Genomic DNA, 12,701 nt, shown 5'->3' with positions numbered 1-12,701 from the left:
ATTGCTATGCTCACCGGCACCGATCTCCGCCGAAATTTTGATTTCAAATTTATGCTGGATGCCCGCCGTGCCCAATAATCCTGCCATCATCGGACCCTATCGCTGCGGGCGCGGCCAACCGTTGTTGCTGATTGCCGGTCCGTGCGTGATTGAAACGCTGGACCTCACGCTTTCTATCGCCACGCGACTGAAAAAAATCACCCAGGGCCTGCCTGTGCAACTGGTGTACAAAGCCTCGTTCGATAAAGCCAACCGCACCAGTGCGGCATCGTTCCGCGGCCACGGCCTGGAATCCGGCTTGGCGGTATTGGCCCGCGTGAAAGCCGAAACCGGCCTGCCTGTGACCGCCGACATTCACGAATCGCAGCAGGCGGCGCCGGTGGCCGAAGTGTGCGATGTGTTGCAAATTCCCGCCTTCCTCTGCCGCCAGACCGATCTGCTCGTCGCCGCCGCCCAAACCGGTCGGGCCGTCAATGTAAAAAAAGGGCAGTTCGTCGCCCCCTGGGACATGAAGCACGTCGTCGCCAAGTTGCACGGCGCCGGTTGTCAAAACATTTTGCTCTGCGAACGCGGCACTTTCTTCGGCTATGGCCGGTTGGTGAACGACATGCGAGCCATTCCCGAAATGCAATCGCTCGGGGTGCCCGTCGTCTTCGATGCCACGCACAGCGTGCAGGAGCCCAGCGGCTTGGGCGGAAAAACCGGCGGCAATCGGGCCATGGTCGAACCGCTGGCCCGCGCCGCCACGGCCTTGGGTGTGGATGGCCTCTTCTTCGAAACGCATCCGGCGCCCGATCAATCTCCCAGCGACGGGCCGAACATGATCCCGCTCGATCAATTCGCGGCAGTGCTGGACCGCATGTTGCGCATTCGCGAAACCGTCGACCAGTGGCAGTGAACCCATCCATTCTTATCGAGCCATCCACTGCCATGATCCGCTTTCAAAGCCGCTTCCATTGCGTCCGCGACATCGTGGCTTTTACCGTGCTTTCATGTTGCGCCCTGTTTCTTCCCGGCTGCGGCCCTGCGTCTCCGCCGTCGAGCTCCGGTTCTCCATCCAGTTCGAACACCACTTCCAGCTACAACGGGCAAGTCCAGTATCGCAACGATCTTCTGATAAGCGCCGTCGGCCTGCTGAATTCGCCCGAGCAGTTCGACGACGATGCTCAGAATGCCGCCCAGCTTGTGGAACGCTTCAATCAGTGGCGGCGGTTGGCCAAGGGGGCCGAACCCAACGCAAAACAGAGCGACAGTGCATCAGCGCCTGCGGGCGAAAACGAACAAACTTCCGCGCCCAATCCACAAGATTCTTTACTCGCCACGCTTCCTGACAATTTGCTCAAAACCCACTTCGTCCGTCATCTGAACGATGAACCGTTTGACCCCGCCTATGACGGCAACTTCCTGCGCGAAGCCGCGCTATTGCGCGATGTCGCCAATTCCATTGAACCCGATAAATTGGACGATGTCTCCGTGGCCCAAGCCCTATTCGATTGGACCGTGCGGAACATCCAATCCGAACCGCCTCCCCTCGCTGACGACCCGCCCAACCAGCAATGGCCGGCCCTGCATCTGCCGGTCGAAACCGTTTACTTCGGCGCCGGAACGCCTCTGCAGCGCGCTTGGGTGTTCATGCTGCTGGCGCGGCAACGCGGCCTCGATGTCGTGCTCCTCGCCACGCCCGATCCCCGCAGTCCCAATCAATTTCGTCCCTGGGTCACGGCCCTGGTAAGCGAAGGTGAACTCTATTTGTTCGACCCAACCTATGGGCTTCCCATTCCCGGCCCGGGCGGCCAAGGCGTGGCCACGCTGTCGCAGGCGGCAGCCGACGACGCCGTGCTGCGGCAAATGGATATTCCCGGCGACCGCATCTATCCGCGCAAAGCAGCCGATCTCCAAAAAGTGACCGCGCTGCTGGAAGCGTCCCCCGGCTATTTGGAGCCGCGCATGAAAATGTTGGAATCGCATTTGACCGGCCACGATCGCCTCGTGCTCAGCGCTTCACCCGCCGATTTAGCCGAGAAGCTACGCGGCATAAAGCACGTCGACCAAATCAAACTTTGGCCGCAGCCGTACGAGGTGCTAGAACAGCGCCGTTCGCTTCCGCCCCCGCTGCAACTGGCACAGCGCCTGGAATATATGCCATTTGCCATCCCGGCTGATCCGGAACAAGCCAAACATCAATCCGATTCTGAAGAGCCCCAGCGCCCTCAACGCACCGTGCTTCCGTTGCGCTTGGGCCGGCTGTTGCAACTGCGCGGTCTGCTCGGTGGTTCAGATCGTCAGCGCCCGGCCAACCAGCAGGCCGGGGAACTCAGCGAAATCATGGAAAACGGCGCCAAATATTACTATGTTCGGTCGTTATCCACGCAGGAGCAAATCGACGAAGTCAATCGCCTGGTCCGCGATCACATAGAAATTTCCCCCGGTCGCGCGTTATCCCCCGAGTTCCCTCTCGCAATCCAACAGCGCCGCGACGATGCCGCCTACTGGCTCGGCATCGTGTCGTTTGAACAGGGCGATTATAAGACCGCCGCCCAATACTTCGGGCCCATGACGTTAGATCCCTTTCCCGATGGCCCCTGGTCCAACGGCGCCCGCTTTAACCTCGCGCGCTGCAACGAACTGCAGGGCAATCTGGCCGAAGCCATCCAACTGTACGAGGCGGATAAATCGCCCCAGCGCTACGGTAACCGCTTGCGCGCCGCACGCCTGAAAGAACAATTGCCAAAGCAGCGGAAGCCTGAAAAGACTAACGAAAAGCCCACCGCTGCGTCAAAGAGCTAACCGCGGCTTTGCCGTTTCTTGCACCACATCATTTCGCCTTCCCGCCGCCGCCCTTGCCGCCGCCCGTACAATGCAGTATTATTTGTGATTCGACGATTTCAAACTCTGCAACCTGTACACGCCAGGCTGCACTTAAGGCATCAGGTTCGTTGGCTGCGGCATTGCAGCCACCAAGAGCAACCGATGCGGGACGGGCGATCATGAAAAAAGGCATCCATCCGAAATACATGAACACCGTGGTCAAGTGCGGCTGCGGCAACACCTTCACCACTCGCAGCACGGTGCCGGAAATGAAGGTCGATATTTGCAATGTCTGCCACCCGTTTTACACGGGCAAGCTAAAATTCGTCGACACGGCCGGCCGCATCGAAAAATTCAAGAGCAAGTTCGCGGCCGGCTACTCCAGCCTGCAAAAGAAAAAGAAGAAGGAAGCTCCGGCTCCCGAGCCCGCCGCCGCCGAATCTTAGCGCTCTTTCTTTAATTGCCATTCTGTGCAATCGTTAAGCCCAGGAATTGTGCTGCTGGGCTGGATTAGTTTGCATTCGCCGTCTGGATGTGTCTTCTCTGTGTCTCCGTGTCTCTGCAGTGAAAAACAGTCATGCGCGAAATACTCGACCAACAACTGGCCCGCTTTGAAGAGCTGGAACGGCAACTCTCCGATCCGGAAGTGCTCGCCAACTCTGCGCGCGTGGGAGCCATTGCTCGCGAGCATGGCACGCTGAACCGCCTGGCCACCAAATATCGCCGCTTCAAAGATCTAAATCAGCAAATCGCCGACGCTAACGAAATGATCAAAGGCGCCGACGCCGATCTCCGCGAACTGGCCGAATCGGAACTTCCTACCCTCCGGGCCGAGCGCGAAAAATTGTGGGACGAACTGCTCGATATGACCATCGGCGGCGAAGACGCCAACCGCAATCGCTGCGTCATGGAAATCCGCGCCGGCACCGGCGGCGAAGAAGCCGCGCTGTTCGCCCGCGATCTCTACGACATGTATAAGCATTACTGCGAAGATCACGGCTGGAAAGTCGAACTGCTCGATATGAACCCGACCGAGCTGGGCGGCTTCAAGGAAATCATCTTGGGCATCGATGGCGACGGCGCTTTCCGTCATTTGCAGTACGAAAGCGGCGGGCACCGGGTGCAGCGCGTGCCGGAAACCGAAGCCAAGGGGCGCATTCACACCTCGGCCGCCACAGTCGCCGTGCTGCCCGAGCCGGAAGATGTGGAAATCAATATCAAGCCGGAAGATTATCGGCTCGATTTATTCAGCGCCAGCGGCCCCGGCGGCCAGCATGTGAACAAAACGCAATCGGCCGTGCGGCTGACGCATTTGGAAACCGGCCTCGTCGTGCAATGCCAGGACGAAAAAAGCCAGCACAAAAACAAAGCCAAGGCGCTGCGCGTCCTCAAAACCCGGCTCTACGAACGCCAGCGCGAAATGGAACACGCCAAGCGTGCCGAACACCGCCGCACGCTCGTCGGTTCCGGCGACCGCAGCCAGCGCATTCGCACTTATAATTTTCCCGAGAACCGCCTCACCGATCATCGCATCAATCTCACGCTTTACAAGCTCGACAACATTCTGGCCGGCAATCTTGATCCGGTAATCCAGGCTTTACTCGATCACGACCGCCAAGAACAACGCCAACTAATGGGCACGGTTGAATAAATGACGAATGTCGAATAAATGACCAATGACCATGCGCCAATGACAATGATCGGAAAATAATAATTGGTCATTGGGATTTGGTCATTCGTCATTTCTACTTGATAGCCGCGACCGTAAGGGAGCGGAGATGGGCAGCGACCGATGTCTCAATCCGAACCCTGGACCATCGGGCGGCTGCTCACTTGGACGACCGATTATCTCCGTCAGCACGGCGCCGATTCCCCCCGCCTCGATGCCGAAGTACTGTTGGCTACGGCCCGTAATTGCCAACGAATTCAACTCTACACGGCCTTTGACGAAATCGCCGACGAGCAAACTCGCACCGCCTTCCGCGAATTAGTCCGCCGCCGCGCAAAAGGCATGCCGGTGGCGTACCTCGTCGGCAAGCGAGAAATCTTTTCGCTTTCGTTCCGTGTGACGCCTGACGTGTTGATCCCGCGCCCCGAAACCGAAACGCTGGTGGTGCGCCTGTTGGATTTGGCGAAATCCGTTGGCAAAGAGCCGCGACCGTCAGGGAGCGGTGTGTTACGCATTGCCGACGTTGGCACCGGCAGCGGCATCATTGCCATTTGCGCGGCCAAACATTTGCCGGCGGCCCAGATCCTGGCTCTCGATTCCAGCACGGCCGCACTCACCGTCGCCAAACAAAACGCCGCCGATCACCAAGTCGCCGACCGCATCGAATTTCTCGAAAGCAATCTGCTGTCAGCCCTGCCGCCCGAACTTAAATTTAACATCATTGCCAGCAATCCGCCGTATGTCAGCCAGGCGGAATTTGCTACACTCCCCCCTTCGGTTCGCGACTTTGAGCCACGACAAGCGCTTGTCGCCGGACCGCGCGGAACTGAAGTCATCGAGCGGCTAGTGCCCCAGGCCGCCCAACATTTGGAACCCGGCGGTTGGCTGCTGTTGGAAGTCAGCCCGATGACCGAGCCCGCCGTGCGCGAGTTGATTTCGCACCACGGCGGTTTCGAATTAGGCCCCACGCTCAAAGACGCCGCCCGACACCCGCGGATTGTGCAAGCCAAACGTATTTAGTTCGTCGTCGTGAAATTGTAGTTCACAGCAGAAAATGAAAATGGTTGAATTGCCGCTTACACCTGCTAAACCGCTAGCGGTTTAGCAAGCACTGGCGACAATCACACACAATCACAGGTTATAGAACATGGACGTTCTTTCCCTTCACGGCGGCCGCCCTCTGCGCGGCGCCGTCACCGCCGCAGGCTCAAAAAACGCCACCTTGCCAATCATGGCGGCCAGCATTTTGACCGATGAGTCCATTGTGTTGGTCGGCGCGCCCGATGTCGCCGACGTCAACACCATGGCCTTAATGCTCGGCCACCTGGGCGTCGAAGTCAAACGCCACGCCGACGCTACGCTCCACGTCCATACCGTCGACTCCACCCCCGTCACCGCACCAGCCGAATTGGTCGATCGCATGCGGGCCAGTTTTTGCGTGCTCGGGCCGCTATTAGCGCGGCGGGGCAGGGCAGTCGTGGCGCTTCCCGGCGGATGTTCCATCGGCCCCCGTCCCGTCGACCTGCATTTGCAAGGCCTGTCTGCGATGGGCGCGAAAATTCGGTTCGATCATAATTACATTGTCGCCGAAGCCAAATTTCTCCACGGCGCCGAAATGAATCTCGCCGGCCTGCACGGTCCCACGGTCACCGGTACGGCCAATGTGCTCATGGCTGCCGTATTGGCCCACGGCGAAACCATTATCCACGGCGCCGCCCGCGAACCGGAAATTATCGACCTGGGAAAATTTTTAATCTGCCTGGGAGCCCGCATCGATGGCCTCGGCTCCTCCACGTTGCACATCCACGGTGTGAAGCAACTCGGCGGCACCGGGACGGCGGGCCACCGGGTCATACCCGATCGCATCGAAACCGGCACGCTCCTCTTGGCCGGCGCCATCACGGGCGGCGACGTTACGGTGCGAAGTTGCCGTCCCGACCATTTAGAAACCGTCCTCGCCGTGCTGGACGATGCCGGCGTCACGCTCGACACCGGCCCGAATTGGATTCGCGCCGCCATTGCCGATCGGCCCCTCTCATTCCACTTCCGTGCGCTTCCATATCCCGGCGTGCCGACCGATTTGCAGGCCCAGTTCACCGCATTGGCCGCCATTGCCGACGGCGGGAGCACCATCGGCGATTGCGTTTTCCCCTACCGCTTTGCATATGTGCCCGAACTGAACCGCTTGGGCGCACAAATCGAACACATCCGCGATGCGCTCGCCATCCACGGGGTGGAACAATTATCGGCCGCCGAATTGACCGCTCCCGATTTGCGCGCCGGCGCCGCCCTGGTTTTAGCCGGCCTGACCGCTCCCGGCCGCACCCTGATTCACCAGGCGCAGCATTTGGCCCGCGGTTACGAAGCGCTCCCCGAAAAACTGCAATCGCTGGGCGCGGAAATCGAATCGCCGACGCACACGTGTTATACTTCTGATATGATGCTGGCCTCCCCTGGCAATCAGCCGAAACCAGGATTCTCTTATGAATTCCCAGAAGACATTGAACACCACGGCGATCTCGGCGCTCGAGGCGCGCGATCTGGACCGGATTCGAAATATGTCGCTCACCGAGCGGGGTGAATTGCTGCGCCTAGCCTGTCGTGGCGCTGCCCGTTTGGAAGCGAGCCGAAACGCAATGGGCTTCCCACCAGCCCAGCCTGCCCCTTGGCCGGAATCCACCTGGAAATTTCTCGCGGAGTGCGCCAGTCGTGTCAGGCAGCAGTAATTCTCCTTCGGACGCCGTTGAAGTTGCCGCACATCTGGCCGCGGCAATGGAGAGGGCTGGTTGCGAATATGCCTTGGGAGGCGCCATCGCACTCGGCTTTTGGTCACAGCCGCGCGGCACCGTCGATGTCGATATTACGCTATTTCTGCCGCCGGAGCAGCCGACTGGCTTTGTGCGATTGCTCCAATCAGTCGGTTGCCAATTGCACGCCGATCAAGCTGTTCAGTCGCTAATGCAGCACGGATTTTGCCAGGTGGAATTTGAAGGCAGACGCGTCGATGCCTTTCTCCCGACCATGCCATTTTACGAGTTGGCGCGGCAACGCCGACAACAGGTACTATTGGGAACACAACCGATCATGATTTGGGATGCAGAAACGCTGTGCGTGTTCAAAATGATGTTTTTTCGGCGCAAAGATCTTGCCGATATCGAACAAATGCTACAACTCCAGCACAGCCTCGATCGCACTTGGATTTTGAACCAAATCACGCAGATTTACGGCGCGCGTGATCCACGCATCGCACAGTGGAAAGAATTAACGAGCGAACCATCATAACCCAGCCCGCTCACTCCGGCACGAAAAAGCTCAGGTGCATTTCGGAGTGCCGCAGGTGCAGTTGATCCCATTCTTCGCGCGTCATCGGGCCAAACACGGGGCTGGGGTGCCGCTGCGGTTCGCAATTCATCCGGTCCATGGTTTTCCGCAAATCGTCCAAACCATCGGGCGTGGGAACCGGCACTTCGGCCACTAACTGTCTGGCGGCATCTCCCGTGAGCTTGAAACCGGGCTTCATCGTCTGGCGCAAAAATTTGTTCTTCAACAGCGGCGCGAGCAATCGAATGTACCATGGCGCGCGAAAATCGCTGCCGTCGAGCGACATTTTCATCGTTCGCGCCAAGTGCGAAAACGTTTGCCCCAGCGTCCAGTTCCCCAGCTGCCGCACCGGCCCGGCCGCCAAGCGCTCCGCTTCGGCCTGAATGTCGGCGAGTTTGGTGAAGTGCAATTCCCGCCGCCCGGTAACTTTGGTTGTGTTGACGGGCGTGTTGGTTGTCGGTGAGCTCATCGTTAAATCCTCGATTGTGACTGAATATCTGGCACCTCGGGTGGATTTCCGAATATATCAAGTGAGCCGTCATTTATCTCTGTTTTTCGGTTGCCGGAACGTTTGCACATCGAGCTGTCCGTGATCGATGGTTACAGTCACCTCGCCGTATTGGGCAGTATTCAAAACCGTGGCTCCGTGCGATTGGTAAATGGGCCCGGCAATTTTGCCGTCGAGATTGCTGCCGCAGATGATGGCCCATTTGGGTGCGGTCCAAGCCGAAAAATTTTCCGGCTGGTACTGGTAAACGAACGTGTGGGATTTCATCATAGCATTTTACGCCCCAGCGCGCCAGTATTACATTGCTGGGCATGGAAGCCTTCAACGAATTGCGGCGCAAAGCGCGTGAGAAAAGAGACAAGGCCATCTACGCCATCAAAGACGCTTACGAAACGACGCTCGTAAGAATCGCGGCCTTGGAACAGGATATTCTCGGCAAAGACCTATCGGGCCATAAATCCATCGCTGAGTGCATTAACAGCGTCTTGCCATCGGACCGTGAGTTTACGACCGTCGATGTCATGGCTTCCCTGGAAGCAATGAACTCCCGCCGCGTGTGGCAGCGGCATTCCATCGACAGCCATATCAGCCGATTACGGGAGCGGGGCATCGTCAAGCGGCTCACCAAGGCTAAGGGGCCACAACCGGCAGTCTATGTCCGGGTAGGCGTAGATCATCAGCCAGCACCATTTGAGGATATGCGGCTCGTGGACGTAGCGGCGCAAGTGCTACAGGGGCGCAGTCTGAATATCACAGAGCTAGCCGTGAGCATGTTGGAGCAAGGCTATCGCACCACCATGACGCAGCGGGGCCTGCGGAATGCGCTGGCGGTGGCGATGAAAAAGAACCGGGGCTGGTTTGCCGAGAGGTCCGGCAAGTGGAGTGTAGCAAAGTAATCTCTGCTGTGTATGGCTGTTCAGCTAACACCTTGATTTTCCCAGACCTTATCTTCACCGGTTTACACCATGATTAGCAACATGGAGTTATTTCAGTGGATATTAGTCTTGCCGAAAGCCTAAGCAAAAATTGTTGGTATCCCGAAGCCGATCCATCAACTGCCTGGCGAGAAGGATTCGGTTGGGCACTACGGGCTCGCACAATTTTTGGTGCGACGGTGATTGAGGGAATCTCCACGATTGTCTCTATTTGGTTGGAGAAGCCTTGGTGGGTCACATTATCTCTTGTTTTAGCATTCACTGTTCTCACGGTTTCTTTGTATGTGGTACGTCGATTGCGTGTTGCACAACTTTGGGTTGGAAAAGCAGCGCACCAATTTTTTCACTGCCTGAGAGAGGATGTAAATGAGATAATCAAAATGGCAGTGAGCGACAAAGAAAGCGACAAAAAACTCTATCGGCATCGCTACAGGCAATTTCACTGTGATGCAGCAGAGCGGATTGCAGATTATTTTCGTAGCGCTACTGGCGACCACAGCGTCGGCGCGTCCATTCGATTAGCTGAGTCGCCGGATAAATACACCACGGTTGGAAGATCAAAAAGGTTAAATCCAAACCGGGCTGAACTTTCGCAGTCCTTTCCTGCTGAACAAGGCATTGCTAGATTACTCCGAATAAAAAATAAACTTGGAGTTTATTTTATCCGTAACATTAGGCAAGCGATTGAAAATGGAGTATGGGTTGAAACAGCCACAGATAGCCTGACTGATATTAAAACTGTGATGGTAGCACCGATTAACGGATATATTCGAGGTAAAAAGGCAATGGTGGGCATTTTGTATGTTTCTTCTGCCGAAAATCCTTTTATGCAAATGCACATTGAACCTCTAATGGCATTTGCCGACGCGCTAGGTATCGTGTACCCTTTTATAACAGGCGGCTAGGAGGTCCCCTACATGCCAGAATCTATTAGTCAAATCTTACGTGCATCGCGGCAGGAGATAGAGTTAGTACCTTTTCCGCAAAGTTTTGCTGATCGCGTTAGTCAAATCGAAAGCGATACTCCGAGCGTCAATCAGCATTTGAACAAACAATCACGCGCATTCGTGACTGCCAGCGGAATTGTATTATCGTCTTCTAGCGAAGGCAGTGACGAAAGTAAGTAGCGTCAATCTGTCGCTGCTTTCTCCAGCAACTCCTTCACGCTCCAAACCTTGTCGGCCAATCCGCTGGCCATTGCCGGCGTCTGGCCCTTTAGCGTTTCATGCTTGCGGGTGAAGTTATAGTAGGCGAAGAAAATCGCCTGCATGGCCGCGTGGTGCTTTAAGCTCTTGCTGTGGCCGTTCGTTAGCCGCGTGAAACGACGCAGAGTCATGCGCACCGTGAGATTGAGCCGCTCAATATGGGAAGTGCTGATTTTGTTTTCATCCGGGTTGCCGAATATCGGATGCTTTTCAGCGCTTATTATTTTGGCCGGACTATAGCGGGTTTGTTCTTGCGTGCTGGAGTAGACTTTTATCAGTTGTGCGAAGTCCACCCGCGTGCCGAGAATGAACGGCACGTTCAACGTGTAGGCACGTAGACCATCGGTGGTCAATTGAAAGTGGCCCGTGGTGGCAGCGTTTAGCTTTTGCAGCAGCGCACAGCACGTTTCGGTGTCACGTTGTCCGATTTGATGGGCGAGGATCAATTTCGTATCGCGCTCAATCGCAATGAACGTCCAGCTATCGCCGAACTCCAGTGCGTGGTTGCGGGCGAAACGGGTCTTTTCTTTCATGCCGACGAATGACCAAATTTCGTCAAGCTGGACATCTTTCGCGGCGACGTTGCGAATCTTGGAGTCGAGCAACCGTTGGCAGTTTTCACCGACCACCAAAATCAAGTCGGCCAACGTCGGACGAGACAAGCCGGTTAGGCGCTGGACGCTTCGGACCGACATTCCTTCCAACAGCATCGACAGCGCCAATGCGGCCTTGTCGGCGTCAATCCGCATATTGCCGATGGGCTTGGAGGATTCTTTGACGAAAGATTTGCCGCACAGAGCGCACTTGTAACGAATCGCACCGCTGGCCGCTTTGCCGTGTTTGTGGGCTTTTTCATGGGAGCAAGTTGAGATAACCATTGCCGTAACCTTTTCAGTTGCGGCCGGCTAAGCTAGAATTCGTTTACTTGGGCGATTCGGGCTTAGCGGCCTGGATTGTCTTGCCCCGCCGAAACCTTGCCGGGTTTTGACGGGGTTTTTGTTTCTCACTTGATTTCAGTATACCAAAATCAAAAGGGATTGCAATAGATTGGGCTTGATTTTCGGAAACTTTTTTCAAATAATCTGGGCATGGCAAAACAACCACAACACGGCGGTAAACGGGAAGGGGCCGGGCGCAAGCCTAAAGACGCCTCGGAGCGGCGGGATCAAGTGTTTTCCGTCAAGCTAACTCTGGACGAAAAGCAACTACTAGACGCAACTGAGGCCCGCTTATGGGCGCGTACGGTGCTTCTAAAGGCCGCACAACGGCGCGGCTAAGCGGAGAGCAAGGGTTTCGATCCCATCGTTGTTACGACCGCTCCGGCAGGGTATAAAGCTGCTGCGCCACCAAGGCGCGCGTCGCTCTCCATAAAAGTACAGAGCGATTAAGAGAGCAAATCAATGGGCAGGTTCGCGCCATGCTAGGAAACGCTATTTATCGCCTGTACCGGCGTCTGCGTTGGCGCAGTAGCAGCCACAATGCTACTAGCCCGAATGAAATCTTTTCGACATCGCTTGAGGGCAAGTCTATGGACGCTTCCGCAATTGCAAATGCCGAATGGTGGGCTAATTTTTGGCACGTATTTGTACTCATTGGCGGTTTTGCTGTACTGGGCGGAATTGTGCTTGAAGTAGTTTGCGGGATATTCGAGGAGAGGCACCGAAGTGCGATAGCAGCAGCGAACAAACAAGAGATAGTAACCCTTAGAAGTCGCGCTGAAACGGTTGAAAGTACCTCTGCAAAACGAATCGAGGAGTTGCAGTCCGCTTTGAAAGCAATGGCTGAATCAGGAAAGGAATACGTTTCCAACCAAGGCATTATTACAACGGACCAATTCGATGAATTGGTTCCTGCCCTGCGCGAACTAGGAAAACAATTTCCAATCGCACTTGATATTGCCGCACCCAGATTTCCGAGCATCAGTTGGCAATATGCAAATGTTCTAAACAGAGCGACCTGGGAATCCAAAACAGCCGTGCGTTCACCGCCGATAGTCTTTGAGTCTGCACAACACAAAGGCATTGCAATCTTGGCCAAGAAAGAAACTCCGGCCATTAAACAACTAGCGCAGGTCCTAAGAACTACCGGACATATACCGCAAATAATTACCGATAAATATCCAGAACTTATAGCTGTAGACGAAAACGTCAAAACAGTAGATGAACTTCTAAATCGCTTTAATAAGGCGATGCCAGACAAAGAGTATGCAATAATCTCCGTCGGAATTCTTGAAGCGGGAGGTCCGTAGCCTATTT

Annotated in this window: 15 protein-coding genes; 11 read left to right on the top strand and 4 right to left on the bottom strand. The window is 55.9% G+C overall.

Translation table 11 applies throughout. From position 1 onward, the window contains the following. The first annotated feature begins 67 nt into the window (after nt 1–67). Complete coding sequence (gene kdsA / locus VMJ32_18520; protein HTQ41016.1) at nt 68–898, top strand: 3-deoxy-8-phosphooctulonate synthase; 831 nt, start codon at nt 68–70, stop codon at nt 896–898. 32 nt (nt 899–930) lie between these two features. Continuing rightward, complete coding sequence (locus VMJ32_18515; GenBank protein ID HTQ41015.1) at nt 931–2,787, top strand: tetratricopeptide repeat protein; 1,857 nt, start codon at nt 931–933, stop codon at nt 2,785–2,787. Nucleotides 2,788–2,815: 28 nt separating this feature from the next. Here the strand turns inward: VMJ32_18515 and VMJ32_18510 are convergent, their stop codons facing one another. After that, a complete protein-coding gene (locus VMJ32_18510; protein HTQ41014.1) occupies nt 2,816–2,989 on the bottom strand; it encodes a hypothetical protein in 174 nt (57 codons plus the stop codon). Between VMJ32_18510 and rpmE the strand changes: the two genes are divergently transcribed. From rpmE to VMJ32_18485, 5 genes are all read left to right on the top strand, one after another. After that, nucleotides 2,988–3,254, top strand: a complete 267-nt coding sequence (gene rpmE, locus VMJ32_18505) for a 50S ribosomal protein L31 (GenBank protein HTQ41013.1) — start codon at nt 2,988–2,990, stop codon at nt 3,252–3,254. The genes VMJ32_18510 and rpmE overlap by 2 nt on opposite strands. 131 nt (nt 3,255–3,385) lie before the next feature. Then, nucleotides 3,386–4,459, top strand: a complete 1,074-nt coding sequence (gene prfA, locus VMJ32_18500; GenBank protein HTQ41012.1) for a peptide chain release factor 1 — start codon at nt 3,386–3,388, stop codon at nt 4,457–4,459. A 141-nt stretch (nt 4,460–4,600) separates the two neighbouring features. Continuing rightward, a complete protein-coding gene (gene prmC, locus VMJ32_18495; protein HTQ41011.1) occupies nt 4,601–5,497 on the top strand; it encodes a peptide chain release factor N(5)-glutamine methyltransferase in 897 nt (298 codons plus the stop codon). A gap of 127 nt (nt 5,498–5,624) precedes the next feature. After that, entirely contained in the window at nt 5,625–7,058 is a 1,434-nt protein-coding gene (gene murA / locus VMJ32_18490) for a UDP-N-acetylglucosamine 1-carboxyvinyltransferase (protein HTQ41010.1), read from the top strand. A gap of 128 nt (nt 7,059–7,186) precedes the next feature. After that, nucleotides 7,187–7,759 (top strand): hypothetical protein, encoded by a 573-nt coding sequence (locus tag VMJ32_18485; protein ID HTQ41009.1) that lies wholly within the window; start codon nt 7,187–7,189, stop codon nt 7,757–7,759. A 10-nt stretch (nt 7,760–7,769) separates the two neighbouring features. On the opposite strand, the gene VMJ32_18480 is transcribed toward VMJ32_18485, so the two are convergent. Further along, nucleotides 7,770–8,267, bottom strand: coding sequence for a DUF1569 domain-containing protein (locus tag VMJ32_18480; protein HTQ41008.1), 498 nt, complete (start codon nt 8,265–8,267; stop codon nt 7,770–7,772). Nucleotides 8,268–8,336: 69 nt separating this feature from the next. Next, the gene (locus VMJ32_18475) at nt 8,337–8,573 is read right to left on the bottom strand and encodes a hypothetical protein (GenBank protein HTQ41007.1); all 237 of its coding nucleotides are present in this window, start codon (nt 8,571–8,573) and stop codon (nt 8,337–8,339) included. A gap of 44 nt (nt 8,574–8,617) precedes the next feature. Between VMJ32_18475 and VMJ32_18470 the strand changes: the two genes are divergently transcribed. Next, on the top strand, nt 8,618–9,202 hold the full coding sequence (locus tag VMJ32_18470) for a hypothetical protein (protein HTQ41006.1): 585 nt from the start codon (nt 8,618–8,620) through the stop codon (nt 9,200–9,202). A gap of 95 nt (nt 9,203–9,297) precedes the next feature. Continuing rightward, the gene (locus VMJ32_18465) at nt 9,298–10,146 is read left to right on the top strand and encodes a hypothetical protein (protein HTQ41005.1); all 849 of its coding nucleotides are present in this window, start codon (nt 9,298–9,300) and stop codon (nt 10,144–10,146) included. 224 nt (nt 10,147–10,370) lie between these two features. On the opposite strand, the gene VMJ32_18460 is transcribed toward VMJ32_18465, so the two are convergent. Next, complete coding sequence (locus VMJ32_18460; GenBank protein HTQ41004.1) at nt 10,371–11,324, bottom strand: IS1 family transposase; 954 nt, start codon at nt 11,322–11,324, stop codon at nt 10,371–10,373. A 210-nt stretch (nt 11,325–11,534) separates the two neighbouring features. On the opposite strand from VMJ32_18460, the gene VMJ32_18455 reads away from it, so the two are divergent. Both VMJ32_18455 and VMJ32_18450 read left to right on the top strand, forming a co-directional pair. Then, a complete protein-coding gene (locus VMJ32_18455) occupies nt 11,535–11,723 on the top strand; it encodes a hypothetical protein (GenBank protein ID HTQ41003.1) in 189 nt (62 codons plus the stop codon). 140 nt (nt 11,724–11,863) lie between these two features. Further along, the gene (locus VMJ32_18450; GenBank protein ID HTQ41002.1) at nt 11,864–12,694 is read left to right on the top strand and encodes a hypothetical protein; all 831 of its coding nucleotides are present in this window, start codon (nt 11,864–11,866) and stop codon (nt 12,692–12,694) included. Nucleotides 12,695–12,701: the final 7 nt, after the last annotated feature.

It is taken from the genome of Pirellulales bacterium (assembly GCA_035499655.1).
GTDB lineage: Bacteria > Planctomycetota > Planctomycetia > Pirellulales > JADZDJ01 > DATJYL01.
This window is presented reverse-complemented; position numbering and strand designations above follow the sequence as displayed.